At 43.6% G+C, this 18,397-nt stretch carries 17 protein-coding genes and 1 other annotated feature; all 17 genes read left to right on the top strand.

The window, feature by feature from the left end:
* The first annotated feature begins 14 nt into the window (after positions 1-14).
* Positions 15-293 (top strand): septation regulator SpoVG, encoded by a 279-nt coding sequence (gene spoVG, locus EDD74_RS03440; RefSeq protein WP_008977598.1) that lies wholly within the window; start codon positions 15-17, stop codon positions 291-293.
* 179 nt (positions 294-472) lie between these two features.
* Positions 473-1,156: an RluA family pseudouridine synthase gene (locus tag EDD74_RS03435; protein ID WP_009263769.1), complete on the top strand. Its 684-nt coding sequence runs from the start codon at positions 473-475 to the stop codon at positions 1,154-1,156.
* 95 nt (positions 1,157-1,251) lie between these two features.
* Positions 1,252-2,304, top strand: a complete 1,053-nt coding sequence (locus EDD74_RS03430) for an AI-2E family transporter (protein WP_242990024.1) — start codon at positions 1,252-1,254, stop codon at positions 2,302-2,304.
* A 36-nt stretch (positions 2,305-2,340) separates the two neighbouring features.
* Positions 2,341-2,568, top strand: a binding site (T-box leader).
* 132 nt (positions 2,569-2,700) lie between these two features.
* Entirely contained in the window at positions 2,701-4,140 is a 1,440-nt protein-coding gene (proS, locus tag EDD74_RS03425; protein WP_009263767.1) for a proline--tRNA ligase, read from the top strand.
* A gap of 68 nt (positions 4,141-4,208) precedes the next feature.
* Positions 4,209-5,543 (top strand): CCA tRNA nucleotidyltransferase, encoded by a 1,335-nt coding sequence (locus EDD74_RS03420; RefSeq protein WP_016439902.1) that lies wholly within the window; start codon positions 4,209-4,211, stop codon positions 5,541-5,543.
* 167 nt (positions 5,544-5,710) lie between these two features.
* Positions 5,711-6,706 (top strand): CotS family spore coat protein, encoded by a 996-nt coding sequence (locus EDD74_RS03415; RefSeq protein WP_116440923.1) that lies wholly within the window; start codon positions 5,711-5,713, stop codon positions 6,704-6,706.
* A 46-nt stretch (positions 6,707-6,752) separates the two neighbouring features.
* Positions 6,753-8,486: a phospho-sugar mutase gene (locus EDD74_RS03410; protein WP_116440922.1), complete on the top strand. Its 1,734-nt coding sequence runs from the start codon at positions 6,753-6,755 to the stop codon at positions 8,484-8,486.
* Positions 8,487-8,719: 233 nt separating this feature from the next.
* The gene (locus EDD74_RS03405; RefSeq protein WP_008977591.1) at positions 8,720-8,995 is read left to right on the top strand and encodes an HU family DNA-binding protein; all 276 of its coding nucleotides are present in this window, start codon (positions 8,720-8,722) and stop codon (positions 8,993-8,995) included.
* Positions 8,996-9,079: 84 nt separating this feature from the next.
* Positions 9,080-9,319, top strand: coding sequence for an RNA-binding S4 domain-containing protein (locus EDD74_RS03400; protein ID WP_008977590.1), 240 nt, complete (start codon positions 9,080-9,082; stop codon positions 9,317-9,319).
* Between the two features lie 95 nt (positions 9,320-9,414).
* A complete protein-coding gene (yabP, locus tag EDD74_RS03395) occupies positions 9,415-9,702 on the top strand; it encodes a sporulation protein YabP (protein WP_008977589.1) in 288 nt (95 codons plus the stop codon).
* Between the two features lie 8 nt (positions 9,703-9,710).
* Positions 9,711-10,040: a spore cortex biosynthesis protein YabQ gene (gene yabQ / locus EDD74_RS03390; RefSeq protein ID WP_116440921.1), complete on the top strand. Its 330-nt coding sequence runs from the start codon at positions 9,711-9,713 to the stop codon at positions 10,038-10,040.
* 52 nt (positions 10,041-10,092) lie between these two features.
* Positions 10,093-10,419, top strand: coding sequence for a septum formation initiator family protein (locus tag EDD74_RS03385; RefSeq protein ID WP_116440920.1), 327 nt, complete (start codon positions 10,093-10,095; stop codon positions 10,417-10,419).
* A gap of 182 nt (positions 10,420-10,601) precedes the next feature.
* Positions 10,602-12,008: a SpoIIE family protein phosphatase gene (locus EDD74_RS03380; protein ID WP_008977586.1), complete on the top strand. Its 1,407-nt coding sequence runs from the start codon at positions 10,602-10,604 to the stop codon at positions 12,006-12,008.
* 92 nt (positions 12,009-12,100) lie between these two features.
* Positions 12,101-13,618, top strand: a complete 1,518-nt coding sequence (gene tilS / locus EDD74_RS03375; RefSeq protein WP_116440919.1) for a tRNA lysidine(34) synthetase TilS — start codon at positions 12,101-12,103, stop codon at positions 13,616-13,618.
* On the top strand, positions 13,602-14,129 hold the full coding sequence (gene hpt, locus EDD74_RS03370) for a hypoxanthine phosphoribosyltransferase (protein ID WP_008977583.1): 528 nt from the start codon (positions 13,602-13,604) through the stop codon (positions 14,127-14,129). Before tilS ends, hpt begins: the two co-directional genes overlap by 17 nt.
* Before the next feature lie 14 nt (positions 14,130-14,143).
* A complete protein-coding gene (gene ftsH, locus EDD74_RS03365) occupies positions 14,144-15,973 on the top strand; it encodes an ATP-dependent zinc metalloprotease FtsH (RefSeq protein ID WP_008977582.1) in 1,830 nt (609 codons plus the stop codon).
* A gap of 35 nt (positions 15,974-16,008) precedes the next feature.
* Positions 16,009-18,036 (top strand): glycoside hydrolase family 13 protein, encoded by a 2,028-nt coding sequence (locus tag EDD74_RS03360; protein WP_116441380.1) that lies wholly within the window; start codon positions 16,009-16,011, stop codon positions 18,034-18,036.
* The last annotated feature ends 361 nt before the right edge of the window (positions 18,037-18,397 follow it).

The raw sequence follows: 18,397 nt of genomic DNA, 5'->3' as shown, positions 1-18,397 counted from the left end.
AAGGGGACAAAAGTATGCAGATTACAGATGTACGAGTGCGTAAAGTAGCAAAAGAAGGAAAATTAAAGGCAGTAGTATCAATTACAATGGACGACGAATTCGTAGTACATGATATTAAGGTAATCGAAGGAGAGAAGGGACTCTTCATCGCAATGCCAAGTAAGAAAGCAATTGATGGAGAATACCGTGATATCGCACATCCGATCAACTCAAATACGAGAGAGAGGATTCAGAGAACGATTTTGGAGCGCTATGAACAGGCACTTCTTGAGGGAGATGTAGAGGAAGCGTAGAGAACGCGATGAATTAAAAGCATTGAGATCGCCGCAGAGATGGATTGAGATGACATTTTTGCGGCGGTTTTTTTGACTCTTTGTCAAGGAATGGGGTAAAATAACTTTGGCTCTTTGACAAGAGCAGGGATAAAAAACAGCAAAGCTGTAAGGCTATAGATCAAGAAAGGCAGAAAAACGTGGAAATTCAGAGTTATATTTTATATGAAGACAGAGATCTTATTGTGTGCAGAAAGCCGGCAGGTGTTCCGGTACAGACGAAGCAGATTCAGACAAAAGATATGGTCAGTCTGCTGAAAAACTATAGATACCAACAGGAAGGGGGAAAAGAAGAACCATATCTTGGGGTGATTCATCGTCTGGATCAGCCGGTGGAGGGGATTGTCGTATTTGCGAAGACGCCGCAGGCTGCAAAAGAGCTGAACCGTCAGCTTCAGGCAGGTGGTTTTGGAAAATATTATCAGGCAGTACTGTGCAAGGTTCCAGAGAAGGCGCAAGGACAGCTGACAGATTACCTTGTCAAGGATGGCAGGACAAATCTGTCAAAAATTTGCAGAAAGTCGGATGCCGGGGCGAAAGAAGCAAGGCTTTCCTATAAAATACAAGGGGAGGCAGAGGGAAAGGCACTGGCAAACATTCATCTGGACACAGGAAGACATCATCAGATCCGTGTGCAGATGTCGGGGATGGGATGTCCGATTCTCGGAGATGTAAAATACGGAGGAGAGGAAAAAGCAAGAGGGCAGATTGCTCTGTGTGCAAGCAGTCTTACTTTTGTGCATCCAAAGACAAAAAAGCAGATGCAGTTTGAGATACAGCCGCAAGTAGCGGGGTTTGATTTGTTTTTTGCTTCAAAAATTTAAAAAAGTTGTATAAAGGACGATGGGACGGCAATACTAACATCACTACCGTGTGTCGCTGACTGTTCAGGACATGCGTGGAAAAGACGGGGCTGGTGATGGGAATGCAGAGAGAACAGTGGAAGACAGTGATAGTTGTTGTGGGAGTCACAGGGGGCATGTATATTGGAATCAAGTATATACTGCCACTTGTGCTCCCCTTTTTCTGTGCATTTCTGGTAGCATATCTGTTAAGACCGCTTGTCAGGAACATCCATGCACATACAAAGCTGAATCAGGGAGCTGTTGCCGGGGGTCTGCTTTTGATCATCTTAGGTGTGGTAGGCACAGCATTGTGGTTTCTTGGGAGCACACTCGTACAGCAGTTCTGTTACTTTATTGAACACTATGGATTTTATGCCGGAAAGATGGAGCTGTTTTTAGATCAATGTTGTCGGAGCATGAGCGGAGTTTTCGGAATGGAGGCGGGAGAACTGGAGTCACTTTTTGTGACACGGATGGCAACCATTGCAGAAAATATCGAAAGGCAGTTTGTACCGAAACTGATGGCAAATTCATGGGGGTATGTCAGAACGATCATCGAAGTGGCAGGGGTTGGGATTATTATTTTTGTGTCGATCATTCTGCTCGTCAATGATTTTGACAAGCTGAAAGAGAAAGCATCACATAGTATTGGGTACAGACATTTTGTGAAGATTTTGAAACGGATTTTTCATATGGGAGGAATGTTTCTGAAAGCACAGCTGATCATTATGTCTGTGATCGCGGCACTCTGTACGGTGACGTTTCTGCTTTTGAAAAATCCGTATGCATTGCTGTTAGGAGTATTGATCGGGTTTCTTGACGCGCTGCCGGTACTTGGAACGGCAGTTGTATTATATCCACTTGCAATTGTGCAGGCATTTCAAGGACGCTTTTTGTTTGCAGCAGTTTATGCGGGATTGTCTGTGATCTGCAATCTGACGAGAGAATTTTTAGAGCCGAAGCTGATTGGGGAGCATTTGGGACTCCCTGCGATTATGGTACTTGTCACGGTCTATGTGGGAATTCGTCTGTTTGGTGTAAGTGGTGTGATCACAGGTCCTTTCGGATATCTTGCGGGGAAAGAGATCGTCCGGGAGCTACTGCAAAAAGGAGAAGGGACTTCTTGACAAAGGGAGGAAATTCTCTTAAAATGAGCTTACGAAACAAGAGCGAGGAAGAGGATTAGTAAATATAGGATATGCCACAGAGAGAGAATCGGATGGTGAGAGATTCTTGCAGAAGATGTATTGAACCTGCCTTGGAGCTTCTGTGTGAAAGCACAGCGTACATCTGCGTTAAAGAGGACAGAGAGAATTTTAGCTGGAGATGGCAGTAGCCGGAGCCGGTTATGATTAATAAGGGTGGTACCGCCGAGCATTTCGGTCCCTTGCAGAGGGATTGAAAGGCTCTTTTTTTCATTCCCGATCAAATATATAGAAAAGCAAAGATCCATGCACGAAAAAAGAGCGCAGTCTATTAGTGGGATGTGCTTTGCATGGAACAAAGAAAAGGAGAAGAAAAGTATGGCGAAAGACAAAAAACTCGTAGAAGCGATCACTTCCATGGAAGATGATTTTGCACAATGGTACACGGATGTGGTAAAGAAAGCGGAGCTGATCGATTACACAAGTGTAAAAGGGTGTATGGTGATCAAACCTGCAGGATATGCAATCTGGGAGAATATCCAGCATGAATTGGACCGCAGATTTAAGGAGACAGGTGTAGAGAATGTATACCTTCCGATGTTTATTCCGGAGAGTCTTCTGCAGAAAGAAAAGGATCATGTGGAAGGGTTTGCACCGGAAGTTGCGTGGGTGACACACGGAGGACTTGAGCCGCTTCAGGAAAGACTTTGTGTGAGACCGACTTCAGAAACATTATTCTGTGATTTTTATGCAAAGGATATCCAGTCACACAGAGATCTTCCGAAAGTGTACAATCAATGGTGTTCGGTTGTGCGTTGGGAGAAGACAACAAGACCATTCCTTCGTTCCAGAGAATTCTTATGGCAGGAAGGTCACACAGCACACGCGACAGCAGAAGAGGCAGAAGAAAGAACAATTATGATGTTAAATGTCTATGCGGATTTCTGTGAAGAAGTACTTGCGATCCCGGTGATCAAGGGAAGAAAGACAGACAAGGAGAAATTTGCAGGGGCAGAGGCAACTTACACGATCGAGTCTTTGATGCACGATGGAAAGGCACTTCAGTCAGGAACAAGTCACAACTTCGGAGATGGATTTGCAAAGGCATTCGGAATTCAATATACAGATAAAGAAAATAAATTACAGTATGTACACCAGACATCCTGGGGAATGACAACTCGTATGATCGGAGCTATCATCATGGTGCACGGAGACAACAGTGGTCTTGTACTTCCTCCAAGAATCGCACCGGTTCAGGTGATGGTCATCCCGATCCAACAGAAAAAGGACGGTGTGCTTGACAAGGCATATGAAGTGAAAGAAGTGCTGAAAAAAGCAGGACTGAGTGTCAAAGTGGATGATTCCGACAAGAGTCCGGGATGGAAATTTTCTGAGCAGGAGATGCGAGGAATTCCGGTTCGGATTGAATTAGGACCAAAGGATATTGAGGCAGGACATGCAGTAGTTGTAAGAAGAGATACAAGAGAGAAGATCATAGTTCCATTCGAAGAGTTAGAAACGAAGGTAGCAGAAGTACTGGATACTATGCAGAAAGAGATGCTTGAGAGAGCAAGAGAGCATAGAGATGCACACACATATACTGCTTCCAGCATGGAAGAGTTTAAGAAACTGGCAGATGAGAAGCCGGGATTTATTAAAGCAATGTGGTGTGGATGTCAGGAATGTGAGGATGCTCTGAAGGAAGAGGCAGGGGTGACTTCACGCTGTATCCCATTTGAGCAGGAAGAGATCACCGGAACCTGTGTACACTGCGGCAAACCTGCAAAGCATATGGTTTACTGGGGAAAAGCATACTAATTTTTACTGTACCGATGTATGGAAGATAAATACTTTAGACCGTACATGGGAAGTCAGGGGGATAGATCATGAAGATACAGTTGCCGGAAAAAGTAAATACGATCATACAGACATTGCAGGAGCATGGATATGAGGCATATGCGGTAGGTGGATGTGTCAGAGATTCGCTGCTTGGAAGAGAGCCGGGAGACTGGGATATCACAACTTCAGCATCCCCGGATGAGACAAAGAAACTATTTGCAAGAACTGTCGATACCGGGATTGAGCACGGGACAGTGACTGTCCTTCTCGGAAAAGAAGGATTTGAGGTGACGACATACCGGATTGACGGGAAATATGAAGACAGCAGACACCCGACGGAAGTGATCTTCACAAGAAATTTAAGGGAAGATTTGCTCCGCAGGGACTTCACGATCAATGCAATGGCATACAATGATACAGAAGGGATCGTCGATATTTTTGGCGGAATGGATGATTTGAAGCGAAAGATAATCCGCTGTGTGGGAAATGCCAGAGAACGGTTTGGAGAAGATGCGCTCCGCATTATGCGCGGAGTGCGTTTTGCTGCGCAGCTTGGATTTTCTCTGGAAAAAGAGACGAAGGAGGCAATGACAGAACTTGCCCCGACGTTGGAGAAGATCAGCGCTGAGCGGATTCAGACAGAGCTGGTAAAACTTCTTGTGTCAGATTCGCCGGAGTTGATCAGGGAAGCATATCATCTGGGGGTCACCGCAGTCATCTTGCCGGAGTTTGATGAGATGATGCGGACCGGTCAGGAGACAAAATACCACAGGTACGATGTGGGTGAGCATACGGTTCAGGCAGTCTGCAATGTGCCGCCGGACAAGGTGCTGCGTCTTACGATGCTGCTCCATGATGTCGCAAAGCCAGAGATGAAGACCGTGGATGCAGATGGAACGGCTCATTTTAAAGGACATGACATCAGGGGAGAGCAGAAAGCGAAAGAAATCCTTCGCCGGTTAAAATTTGACAATGATACGATCCATAAGGTGACAAAACTTGTCCGCTGGCATGATTACCGGATGCCGGCAGAGAAAAAGAATGTCAGAAAGGCAATGAGCAAGATCAGTGCGGAACTGTTTCCTATGTATCTTCTCGTAAAAAGAGCAGATATTTTGGCGCACAGCATGTACCGACGGGAAGAAGAACTGGAAAATTTAAGTGGTCTTCAGAAATGTTATGAGGAAATTGTGGCAGACCATGAGTGTGTCAGTTTAAAACAGCTTGCAGTGACCGGAACGGACTTGATCGGAATCGGTATGAAACCGGGAAAGCAGATTGGAGAAGTGTTAAATGAGCTTCTGCGGATTGTACTTGAATATCCGGAGTTCAATAATAAAGAGCATCTGCTTCGGTTTGTGCAAAATCGATTTGATATTTAGCGGAGGTTTCTGTTTTCAAGGTGAGAGAGGCCATTGAAACGATCACAAAATTTGTTGCATAAATTTCAGAAAAAGAATCATACTTCTGTCCAAAAAATCATAGGCTAGAGAGAAAATCAAAGTTACTGCAAAAGGCAGTGGCGGAAAAATGATTATAGGGGGCAGTTATGAAGGATTTTGAAACAGATGTATTGGAACAGTATCATATAGAAGTAAAAGGCACCCGAAAGACAAGAGGTGCCATTTTATGCGATACAGACAGAGGCATGCTCTTACTGAAAGAACTTACTTTCTCAGAGAAACGAGTGCCTCTTTTATATAAACTGTGTCACCAGCTCGAGGAAAAAGGGCATGGACTGGTGGATACGATTGTTCCAAACAAAGAGGGAGAATATGTGACAAGCGCTCCGGACCAGACAAAATATATATTGAAACGCTGGTATGGGGGCAGAGAGTGTGATGTCAGAAATGAGGAGGAACTTTGCAGTGCTACTGCTAATTTAGCATATCTTCACAACCTGATGGCTGGAGCGGATGTTCTGGAGGAAGGAACGGTTGTAAGAGAGCATGATCTGAAAGAGGAGTATCAGAGACATAACAGGGAACTGCGGAAGGTTCGGACCTTTATCCGAAACAAAGTCGGAAAAGGTGAATTTGAGCTGTTGTACTTAAAAGAATTTGAAGAGCAGCATGCACTCGGTGAAGCGGTTGTCAGAAAACTGGAGACAGATCATTATGAAACGCTCAGACAAAAAAGTAAGACAGAACACACGTGGATCCATGGGGATTATAATTACCATAATGTGCTCATGACATATCGGGGAGTGGCAACGACAAATTTTGAACATTTCCGGGAGGATATACAGATGGCAGATTTCTATTATTTTCTGAGAAAAGTCATGGAGAAATGCCAATGGAATGAACGGATTGGAAACATGCTTTTAGAGACATATGATAAGGGAAAGACAATCAGCAGAGAGGAGCTGGATTACCTGGCAGTACGGCTTGCTTATCCGGAGAAATTCTGGAAAGTTGCGAATAGTTACTATCACTCAAACAAGGCGTGGATCCCGGAAAAAAGTGTAGAAAAATTACAGATATCTATTGCACAGACAGAAAAGAAGAATCAGTTTTTGAAAGATTTATTTTCTTTTCATTTATAGTAACGTGTTGTATAATAGATAAAAAGTGAGATTAGGAGGTACCAGGATGGATTATCAGAAAAGATACAGAGAATGGCTGGAGAACGATTATTTTGATGCAGACACAAAAGCCGAACTCACAGCGATCAAAGAGAACGATAATGAGATCAAAGAACGATTTTATAAAGATCTGGAATTTGGAACTGCAGGACTTCGGGGAGTAATCGGAGCAGGTACAAACCGGATGAATATTTATACAGTCAGAAAAGCAACACAGGGATTGGCAAATTATATTCTGAAGAATGGGGCAGAAGGCAGAGGAGTTGCGATTGCATACGATTCCAGACGAATGTCACCGGAATTTGCGGACGAGTCGGCGCTTTGCCTTGCAGCAAATGGGATCAAGGCATATGTATTTGAGTCACTCCGCCCGACACCGGAACTTTCTTTTGCAGTAAGAAAGTTAAACTGCATTGCCGGAATCAATATTACAGCAAGCCACAATCCACCGGAATATAACGGATATAAGGTATACTGGGAAGACGGCGCACAGATCACACCGCCGCATGATACCGGGATCATGGCAGAAGTTGAGGCAGTGACAGATTATGCTACAGTCAAGACGATGAGCCTTGAAGCGGCAAAAGAAGCGGGACTTTATGAGGTGATCGGAGAAGCTGTTGATGACGCCTACATGGAGGAACTCAAAAAGCAAGTCATCCACCAGGATGCCATCGACCAGATGAACAAAGATTTAAAGATCGTATACAGCCCGCTTCACGGAACGGGGAATATTCCGGTAAGGCGCATTTTAAAAGAACTTGGATTTGAGAACGTCTATGTAGTCAAAGAGCAAGAATTGCCAGATGGAAACTTCCCAACAGTATCTTATCCGAACCCGGAGGCAAAAGAAGCTTTTGAGCTTGGCTTAAAGCTTGCAAAAGATGTAGATGCCGATCTTGTTCTTGCAACAGATCCAGATGCAGACCGTCTGGGAGTTTATGTAAAGGATACAAAGTCAGGAGAGTACAAAGTTCTGACAGGAAATATGTCAGGATGTCTTCTTGCAGACTATGAGATCAGCCAGACAAAGGCAGTAAAAGGTCTTCCAAAGGACGGTTGCCTGATCAAATCCATTGTGACATCCAACATGGCAAAAGCGATCGCAGAGAGCTATGGAGTGAAGTTGATCGATGTTCTGACTGGATTTAAGTTTATCGGACAGCAGATCCTCGAATTTGAAAAGACTGGAATAGGAACGTATCTCTTCGGATTTGAAGAAAGCTATGGATGTCTGATTGGTACTTATGCGAGAGACAAGGATGCAATCGTTGCAACAATGGCGTTGTGTGAAGCGGCGGCATACTATAAGACGCTTGGAAAGACGCTCTGGGATGCGATGATCGACATGTATGAGAAATACGGATATTACAAAGATGATATCCAGTCTATCACACTTAAAGGTATCGAAGGACTTGAGAAGATCCAGAATATTCTTGAGACGCTGCGCAAGGAGCCGCCGGCAGAGATCGGGGGATATGGCGTACAAAGAGCGAGAGATTACAAGGCAGGTACGATCAAAGACTTGCGGACAGGAGAGACAAGCGATACAGGACTTCCGGCTTCCAATGTACTTTATTATGAATTGGAAAATGATGCATGGGTATGTGTACGTCCTTCCGGTACAGAGCCAAAAGTGAAATTCTATTATGGAATTAAGGGAAATTCTCTGGAAAATGCGGACGAGATTTCTGCAAAAATGGGTGCATCTGTGCTGGAAATGATTGAAAAAATGTTATAGTTAAGGCGAATTATCAACAAGTATTCAGGGAAAAGAACCGGAGGGTGTCTGAAACATGTTCCGGGACGTGGAAAACACGAAAAATTCCTTGACAAACAATAGGGAAACAGTTATAACTATAACAGTACAATAAGGGTAAACAGCCTGCAAATGCGGAGGGAACGGCCCTTCAAAACGGATAGAATCTATATATTTCATATATTCTATAGCTAAATTAGAGGAGGAACATATTCATGAACAAAACAGAATTAATCGCAGCAGTTGCTGAAGCAGCAGAAGTATCTAAGAAAGACTCTGAGAAAGTATTAAAAGCTTTTGTAGACGTTGTAACAGAAGAATTGAAAAAAGGCGAGAAAGTACAGTTAGTAGGATTTGGTACTTTTGAAGTGACAGAAAGAGCAGCAAGAGAAGGAAGAAATCCTCATACAAAAGAAACAATGATGATCGCTGCATGCAAGGCTCCGAAATTCAAAGCTGGTAAAGCATTAAAAGATGCTGTAAATGCATAATTCAGATAGACAATCCAATAAGAAATAGAAGACAAGAACTGCTGCGAGAATTGCGGCAGTTCTTTGTTACATGAGGGAAAGAAAATGAGATTAGATAAATTTTTAAAAGTTTCCAGATTGATCAAGAGAAGGACGGTTGCTAATGAGGCGTGTGATGCAGGGCGTGTCCTTGTAAACGGAACTGTGGCAAAAGCTTCTGTAAAGGTAAAACCGGGGGATGTCATTGAAATCCAGTTCGGGACAAAGACCGTGAAGGTAGAAGTGCTTGCAATTCAAGATACGACAAAGAAAGAAGAAGCAAAAGATTTATTCCGGTATCTGTAATGAGGTATCTGTAAATCATCATAAATATGAACAACCTTTCATATAATTGAGAGAAAGAAGACGTACTGATCATAGATAGAAAGGTTGTGGGTATAGTGGAAGAAAGACAGGTACAAAAACCTCATAAATTAGTTATCAATAACCGAAAGACAAGTGCGGTGACAGGTGTACTGGATGTACTTTCCTTTGATTTAAATGAGATACTGCTTGAGACAGAACAAGGAATGCTTATGGTGAAGGGAAAAGATCTCCATGTGAACCGGCTGAGTGTGGAAAAAGGAGAAGTGGATCTGGCGGGACATATCGACAGCATCGCTTATTCGGATATCAGCCAGAGTGCTGCAAAGCAGGGAGAAAACTTCTTTTCCAAACTGTTTAAATAGGTGATCCTATGTCTGGAATCGGGGAGGAAGCAAATATTTTTATTCAGGCAGTTTTATCAGGGTTTGTTGTCATGGGAATTTATGATATGATCCGCATTTTTAGAAGGATTCTGCCCCACAATCTGACAGCGGTGACACTGGAAGATCTGTTTTATTGGATCGGAATCAGCCTGTATCTGTCTGTAAAGATTTATCTTACGAGTGATGGAAGCATCCGGTGGTTCTTTGTGACAGGGACACTGGCAGGGATTAGTCTGTTTGCAGCGATATTTTCACAGATGCGGAAAATCTATAAAAAAATCAAGAAAAGTATTGAAAAAAAGAGGGAAACCCATTAGAATGGCTTTAGAGTAGTCTGGAAATACACACATACAAAGGTGGGTAACAGTAATGAAGCATATCAAAGAAAAAAGTCGTACAAGACAACAGCGGCAGAGAATGCGGGCACATAGAAGAAGTATGGTGCTGATTAGTTCCGTAATCATGTTGCTGATCGTGCTTGTGTCTGTCGGAGGGGTCTCATTACGGGCGAAGAATGAAGCATATAAAAAGCAACAGGCAGAGCTGGAGACACAGATCAAAGAAGAAAAAGACAGGACAAAAGAAATTGAGAAGTACAAAGAGTATGTTGGCACAGACGCTTATGTAGAAGATGTGGCAAAGGAAAAATTTGGATTTGTATATGAAGATGAGATTGTATTAAAACCAACAAAATAATAAGATTACAAATGATAACTTTAGGAAATAATTGGATTTCCTAAAGTTTTTTTATTACATAGGAAATTTTCACAAAATCCTATGTAATAAAAAATACGTTTCGCGTGAGAATCTCGTTTGCGAGATTCTTTGTTCTGTTCAGCAGACAAAAAAGGAAAAGAACGGACAGGGGGAGAATAAAAATGGAGAAGGCTGGAATGGGACAGGCTGGGATTTCGGGCCCTTATGCAGTACAGATTGGAAAACTGGCGGATTCACTGGAACATTTATCGAAGGTATTTTTAAAACTGGAGCGGCAGAAGCAGGTATTTACAAAAGATGAACTGCAGGAGATGTTTTTTCAGGTGGAGGAGAGTGTCTGTACAAAATGTGATCATATGGAGCGGTGTTGGGGAGAGGACTATGTCCATACTTACCAGCTGGGATATGAAGTTCTGCATGCCATCGAGGAATATGGAAAAGAATTGAATCTGGAAACAAAGCGGAAATTACAGAAAAAATGTGTGATGGCGCCAAAGTTCCAGAGCGCGCTCATAGAGGTCTTTCATGAAGCAAAACAAAATATGCTCTGGTCGAACCGGCTTGTAAAAAACCGGGAGGGATGTGCGGTGCAGATGGATTTGTTTGCGCAGATCATTAAAAGTACGGCAAAAGAATTTGAGGACAGCATTCTGATTGATGTTCGGATGGAGAAAAAAATTCGAAAACGGCTGCAGAAAATAGGGGTAAAAGTGTTGGATATGACTTTTCTTTGTACGGAGCGAGGAAAGCATGAGATTCACTTGAATGCAAAGGCAGTACAAGATGTGGGAGTGGAGACGAAGGAGATGATTCAAATCATTTCCAGAACGTATGGCAGGAAATTTGTATTTGAGGAACAGAGCCGCACAATGTTGGGAAAAGAGTATGAACCGTATGTCTGTATCGAGCCGTATCAGTTCCATATTATGCAGGGGGTTGCTAAAATAGGAAAAGGAAGAGATACAATATCCGGAGACAGTTTTCTGGAAGTGGCGATGCCAGGTGGAAGGGTTGCATCTGCTCTTTCAGATGGGATGGGATCGGGCAGGAAGGCGTTTCAGGAGAGTGCGATGGTCGTAGAACTTTTGGAAGAACTTCTGACTTCAGGTTTTCCTGGGGAACTGGCGATCCAGATGATTAATACAGCGCTTGTGATGGGGCGTGAGGAAATTCATTTTTCTACGGTAGATATGGGAATTTTTGATCGGTATACAGGGGAATGTGAATTTTTGAAAGTGGGCGCATCGACAACTTTTATTAAATATCGCAATGGGGTGGAACGATTATCCTCGACAAGCCTCCCTATTGGGGTTCTGCACAATCTGGAGATTGACATGGTAAAACGGACACTGAGAAGCGGAGAATTTGTCGTGATGATGACAGACGGGGTGTTGGATGCTCTTCCGGTTGTGGAGCAGGAGATGTTGATGGAGACAATCATAGGCGGAATGAAGCTTGTCAATCCAAAAGAGATGGCACAATACATTTTAGATCAGGTGCTTGCGTTTACCGGCGAGACCCCAAAGGATGACATGACAGTTTTGGTGGCAGGAGTGTGGAAAGGATAGAAGTGTGACTGGATTCTTTTGGATAATCATAGTATCATAGAGAGGAAATACACAAAACGTGTAGGAGAACAAAAGGGAAAAGGAACGTAGATATGGCTGAAAAAGAGCAAAAAACAAGAGCATATCAATATAAGAACAAGGAGATTCCTGCGCGGGTGCGAGCTTATATACAAGAGCACCGGATGTTTGAGCGGGGAGAAACAGTGATTACAGGCATATCGGGAGGGGCGGATTCGGTATGCCTTTTTTTCATTTTGCATTATCTGCAGGAAGAATTGGGGGTGAAGCTCGTGGCGGTGCATGTCAATCATGGGATCCGCGGCGAGGATGCAGATGCGGATGAGAGATTTGTCCAAAACATTTGTGAGACAGCTGGTATTCCTCTGGAAATTGTACGCTGCAATCTGGAATTAATTGCAAAAAAGAGGAAACAATCTATGGAGGAAGCCGGCAGAAATATCCGAAGAGAAGCGTTTGAGAGGGCGGCACAGAAATATGGGGCAGCCAAGATTGCTTTGGCACATCACAAGAATGACAATGCAGAGACACTTTTGATGAATCTTGTAAGAGGAACAGGACTCAATGGAATGACAGGGATCAAACCGGTCAGGGATCGTTATGTTCGCCCGCTTCTTTGTCTGGAACGCAGGGAGATCGAGGGATTTCTGGAACAAAATGGAATACGATATCAGACAGATCAGACAAATCTGACAGAAGACTATACACGCAATAAAATCCGCAACCGGGTCATTCCTTATATGGAAAACCAGATCAATCCGCGGGCGGCAGCGCATTTAAGTGAGGCGGCAGAGCAGCTCCGGGGCGTGCAGGAATTTCTGGAAAAGCAGCTGAAAGTATTTAAAGAAAACTGTGTCAGCAGGAAGGGTGAAAAACTTCTGATCCGGACAGAGCCTTTTCAGAGTGGAGATAAGATACTCAGAGAGATGACAGTGCTTTCCTGTATGGAGGAAGTGGCGGGGCAGGCAAAAGATCTGTCAGCAGTCCATGTTGCAGACGTCAGCACACTTTTCGGGAAGCAATGTGGAAGACAGATCATGCTTCCGTATCATATGCGGGCAGTGCGGGGATATGAGGGAGTGACACTTGAGAAAGTACATGCAGCCAGAGAGAAAGAAAAGGAAGTACGGCAAAAAAAAGAAAAAGGGATACTGCTCCGGGAGGAGGAGCTTCCATTAGAAGTAAAATGCCGTATTCCGGGAACGGTCTTTTACCAAACTCCTAAGGGGAAAAAGACCGCAGTTACATGCAGAATCGTGGATTTGGCAGAGACCCCCGGAAATATGCAAAAAAGTCACACGAACTGTTTTGATTATGATATAATTAAACATGATTTGTGTGTGAGAACAAGAAGACCAGGTGATTACATTGTCATTGACCGGGAGGGAAGGAAACAGAAATTGAAATCTTACCTGATCAATGAGAAGATTCCTGCAAGTGAGCGGGGAGAGATACTGCTGATTGCAGATGGAAGCCATATTTTATGGGTAGTTGGACATCGCCTGAGTTTTTGCGGGAGACCAGACGAACATACAAAAAGAATTTTACAAATACAAATAGATGGAGGAGAAAGCCATGGCAGAGACAATTAAGGTATTAGTTTCAGAAGAAGAAGTAGAAAAGAGAATCAGAGACTTAGGAGAGAAGATCAGCAAGGACTACGAAGGAAAGCAGGTACATCTGATCTGTGTACTGAAGGGCGGTGTGTTCTTTATGTGCGAGCTGGCGAAGAGAATTACTGTTCCGGTTTCTATGGACTTTATGAGCGTAAGCAGCTATGGAGATGGAACGACATCCAGCGGAGTTGTCAAGATCGCAAAAGATCTGGATGAAAGTCTGGAAGGAAAAGACGTGCTTGTTGTAGAGGATATTATTGACTCTGGACGTACATTATCTTACCTTCTTGAGATTCTCAAGAAGAGAAATCCAAACAGCATGAAACTCTGTACACTGTTAGATAAACCAGAGAGAAGAGTGATGGATGTCAATGTAGATTATGTAGGATTTAATATCCCGGATGAATTTGTTGTGGGATATGGACTGGATTATGCGCAGAAATATAGAAATCTTCCATACATCGGAGTTGTGGAAGGCGTAGAATAGGAAGGGGACATAAATTGGATAGTAAGAAATATAGAGGAGCCAGCGGTGCTTCGCTTTTGATGCTGGTGATCGTTCTGTTTGCGGTATTCTGGTTTTCAGACCGGATGCAAAGTACAGAACAGCGGTATACAGAAGCGATGTTTCAGGAAGATTTAAAGGAAGACAATGTAGATTCTGTGGTGATCAATCCAAACAAAGAAACACCGACAGGAACACTGAAGATTTATCTGAAGGATGAAGATTATTCCAAGAGTATGAATGTGCTGAATACAGAAAAAGTGCAGGAGATTCTTGAGGAAAATGGGGTGGCATACAAAATTGCAGATATGCCAAAACCTTCCGTATTTACGACGGTAGTGCTTCCGCTTGTACTTACGGTAGGGGTTGTATTATTACTGTTTGTGCTGATGAACCGTCAGGCAGGTGGTGGAGCAAATGCAAAAGCAATGAGCTTTGGCAAGAGCAGGGCGCGATTGAGCACCGATCGGGATAAGAAAGTGACATTTGCCAATGTCGCAGGTCTGAAAGAAGAGAAAGAAGAGTTAGAGGAAATCGTAGATTTCTTAAAAGAACCTAAAAAATATATTCAGGTTGGAGCAAGAATCCCGAAAGGGGTACTTCTTGTAGGACCTCCGGGAACCGGTAAGACATTGCTTGCAAAGGCAGTGGCAGGGGAAGCAGGTGTACCGTTCTTTACTATTTCCGGTTCTGATTTCGTGGAGATGTTTGTCGGTGTCGGAGCCTCCCGTGTGAGGGATCTCTTTGAGGAGGCGAAGAAAAATGCGCCGTGTATTATCTTTATCGATGAGATCGATGCAGTTGCAAGAAGACGTGGAACAGGTATGGGCGGTGGACACGATGAGAGAGAGCAGACATTGAATCAGCTGCTTGTAGAGATGGATGGATTCGGAGTCAACGAAGGAATTATCGTGATGTCTGCCACAAACCGTGTAGATATCCTTGATCCGGCAATTCTGCGTCCGGGAAGATTTGACCGTAAGGTAATGGTCGGAAGACCTGACATTCAGGGAAGAGAAGAAATCTTAAAAGTCCATGCGAAGGGAAAACCACTCAGCGAGGACGTAGACTTAAAACAGGTAGCACAGACGACAGCGGGATTTACAGGGGCAGATCTTGAGAACCTGCTCAACGAGGCGGCAATCATGGCAGCCAAAGAAGGAAGGGTATATATCCAGCAGTCAGATATTCGGCATGCATTTGTCAAAGTCGGTATCGGAGCAGAGAAGAAGAGTCGAGTCATTTCGGATAAGGAGAAGAGGATTACAGCATTCCATGAGGCAGGACATGCAATCTTATTCCATGTGCTCCCGGATGTCGGACCGGTATACAGTGTTTCTATCATTCCAACCGGAGTTGGGGCAGCGGGATATACGATGCCGCTTCCGGAGAAAGATGATGTGTTCAATACAAGAGGAAAGATGATCCAGGATATCACAGTCGCATTGGGAGGACGGATTGCCGAGGAGCTTGTATTTGATGATATTACGACAGGAGCCTCTCAGGATATTAAGCAGGCAACCGGCATTGCAAGGTCGATGGTGACGAAATTTGGTATGTCTGAGAAATTAGGTCTGATCAATTATGACAACGATGAGGATGAAGTATTTATCGGAAGAGACCTTGCACATGCATCACGCGGGTATGGTGAGGCAGTGGCAGGAACGATCGATGAAGAAGTAAAGCGGATCATTGACGAATGCTATGCCAATGCAAAATCAATCATTCAGAAATATGATCGTGTGCTTCATGCGTGTGCAGACCTTTTGCTGGAGAAAGAAAAAATCACAAGAGAAGAATTTGAAGCATTGTTCGATGGTGAATAAACAGAATGGAAAGTCTGGGAAATGAGGTTTTCTTTATGAATATAGACGCATTGTTCTGTGACGGTACAAGCAATTATGTGATACCGCCAGAACCAAAGAAAAATGAAAAGATTCGCCTTCGTTTCCGGACGGCAAAAGATGATGTTGATCAAGTATTTCTGCTTGTTGGTGAGCAGTTTTATGAGATGGAGAAAAAGGAAACGAGAGGGACATTTGACTATTACGAGATGGAATGGCAGCTGGGAGAGAAAGAATTCCACTATGGATTTCAGGTGTCCAAAGGGGGAGAAGTAAAGTACTTTAACCGCTGTGGAGTATCCGGTAACCGGGAAGAGTTCTATTCTTTTATGATCACACCAGGATTTTCCACACCCGATTGGGCAAAAGGGGCGGTCATGTATCAGATTTTCGTAGATCGCTTTTACAACGGGGACCGCACGAATGATGTGGAAACTGGTGAGTATGCTTACATCGGAGAGCACAGTGTCCGTGTGGAAGACTGGTCAAAATACCCTGCATTTATGGGTGTGAGAGAATTTTACGGAGGAGATTTAAAGGGAGTTCTGGAAAAAATAGATTACCTTCAGGAACTTGGCGTGGAGGCGGTTTATTTTAATCCGCTCTTTGTATCTCCATCCAATCATAAATATGATATTCAGGACTATGATTTTATCGATCCGCACTATGGAGTGATTGTGGAAGACGGCGGAGAGGTGTTGACGGATGGATGTCTGGATAACAGCCAGGCGACAAAATATCAGATTCGGACGACAAATCGAAAGAATCTTGAGGCGAGCAATGCATTTTTTGCAGAACTTGTGCAGGAATTCCATCGACGGGGGATCAAGGTCATTATCGACGGTGTGTTCAATCACTGTGGTTCCTTTAATAAATGGCTGGACAGAGAGCGGATCTACGAGAAGCAGGAGGGGTATGGGAAAGGTGCATACGTCTCAGCGGACAGTGATTACCACAGTTTCTTCCGATTTTTTAAAGAAGAATGGCCGTACAATCATAATTACGATGGCTGGTGGGGGCACGATACCCTGCCAAAACTCAATTATGAAGGTTCCGAGGAATTACAGAAATATATTTTGAACATTGCGAAGAAATGGGTATCTCCACCGTATAATGTAGATGGATGGAGGCTTGATGTGGCGGCAGATCTGGGTTATTCCAATGAATTTAATCATGAGTTCTGGAAGAAATTTCGGACTGCTGTCAAAGAGGCAAATCCGAAAGCACTTATCCTTGCAGAGCACTATGGAGATCCGAGAGAATGGCTTCAAGGTGATGAATGGGATACTGTTATGAATTACGATGCGTTCATGGAGCCGCTCACATGGTTCTTTACCGGAATGGAGAAGCATAGTGATGAGAGACGGCAGGATCTCTGGGGAAATGCAGATCATTTTGTCAGTGTGATGAATCATCACATGGCAGCAATGCAGACACCATCTCTGCAGGTGGCGATGAATGAGTTATCAAATCATGATCATTCCCGATTTTTGACAAGAACCAATCACATTGTGGGGCGAGTGCAGAATCTTGGCTACAAGGCGGCCAGAGAGGGAATTAATTCGGCGGTCATGCGCAGCGCAGTCGTGATGCAGATGACATGGGTAGGAGCACCGACCATTTACTATGGGGATGAGGCTGGTGTATGTGGATTTACCGATCCGGATAATCGGAGAACATATCCATGGGGGCAGGAAGACAAAGAACTGCTACAATTTCACAAAGATATGATCCGGATACACAAGGAGGAAAGTGTACTTCGGTGCGGGTCACTTAAGATGCTTTTCTGGGATGAGAATGTGTTGGCATACAGCCGCTTCACACAAGAACAGCAGATTGTTGTGATCATTAATAACAGTAAGAAACTAAAAGAAATTACTGTACCGGTCTGGATGGCAGAACTTCCGATGAAAGGGAAGATGGACAGATTGTTGTATACCTATGAGCAGGGGTATACGATGGAGCCGGACTATGTGTTGATCGATCAAGGAGAGGTTGTGCTGAACATGGGGCGGCATTCCGCGATCGTCCTTTGCTCAAGATAAGCTTCAGAGAACATATAAGAAAAATCAAACAGAAAAAGTATCAAACGGGAAAGACTGTCTTTGTCTGCCGGGGAACCGGTGGGCGAGGGCGGTTTTTTCTTATATCGAATTCTGCAGAAATTTTCTATAGAATAAAAAACATGCTTCGCGAGAGACCACACAGTCTGCAGAAAGGGAAAAAAGAGGATGATGTGCGAAAATAAATAAAAAAATAATGTGGGAGAAGTAAAAATAATAACAAATAGACAATAAAAAACTTTAAAAATAAAGTATCTAGTAAAAAGACACTAAAATTAGTTGAATATAAATTGAAAAATATATATAATGACTAATAGGAAAGGCGGCACAGAGAGAGGAAAGC

It is taken from the genome of Faecalimonas umbilicata (genome assembly GCF_004346095.1).
Lineage (GTDB): Bacteria > Bacillota > Clostridia > Lachnospirales > Lachnospiraceae > Faecalimonas > Faecalimonas umbilicata.
The sequence above is the reverse complement of the archived record's forward strand: the minus strand, read 5'-3'. Positions and strand labels throughout refer to the sequence as shown.

Coding starts and splice junctions, on each gene's coding strand:
- EDD74_RS03400 (WP_008977590.1), top strand. CDS start 9,080: ATGAGATTAGATAAATTTTTAAAAGTTTCCAGATTGATCAAGAGAAGG.
- tilS (WP_116440919.1), top strand. CDS start 12,101: ATGGCTGAAAAAGAGCAAAAAACAAGAGCATATCAATATAAGAACAAG.
- EDD74_RS03380 (WP_008977586.1), top strand. CDS start 10,602: ATGGAGAAGGCTGGAATGGGACAGGCTGGGATTTCGGGCCCTTATGCA.
- EDD74_RS03420 (WP_016439902.1), top strand. CDS start 4,209: ATGAAGATACAGTTGCCGGAAAAAGTAAATACGATCATACAGACATTG.
- EDD74_RS03405 (WP_008977591.1), top strand. CDS start 8,720: ATGAACAAAACAGAATTAATCGCAGCAGTTGCTGAAGCAGCAGAAGTA.
- EDD74_RS03385 (WP_116440920.1), top strand. CDS start 10,093: ATGAAGCATATCAAAGAAAAAAGTCGTACAAGACAACAGCGGCAGAGA.
- spoVG (WP_008977598.1), top strand. CDS start 15: ATGCAGATTACAGATGTACGAGTGCGTAAAGTAGCAAAAGAAGGAAAA.
- yabQ (WP_116440921.1), top strand. CDS start 9,711: ATGTCTGGAATCGGGGAGGAAGCAAATATTTTTATTCAGGCAGTTTTA.
- EDD74_RS03410 (WP_116440922.1), top strand. CDS start 6,753: ATGGATTATCAGAAAAGATACAGAGAATGGCTGGAGAACGATTATTTT.
- EDD74_RS03415 (WP_116440923.1), top strand. CDS start 5,711: ATGAAGGATTTTGAAACAGATGTATTGGAACAGTATCATATAGAAGTA.
- proS (WP_009263767.1), top strand. CDS start 2,701: ATGGCGAAAGACAAAAAACTCGTAGAAGCGATCACTTCCATGGAAGAT.
- EDD74_RS03430 (WP_242990024.1), top strand. CDS start 1,252: ATGGGAATGCAGAGAGAACAGTGGAAGACAGTGATAGTTGTTGTGGGA.
- hpt (WP_008977583.1), top strand. CDS start 13,602: ATGGCAGAGACAATTAAGGTATTAGTTTCAGAAGAAGAAGTAGAAAAG.
- EDD74_RS03360 (WP_116441380.1), top strand. CDS start 16,009: ATGAATATAGACGCATTGTTCTGTGACGGTACAAGCAATTATGTGATA.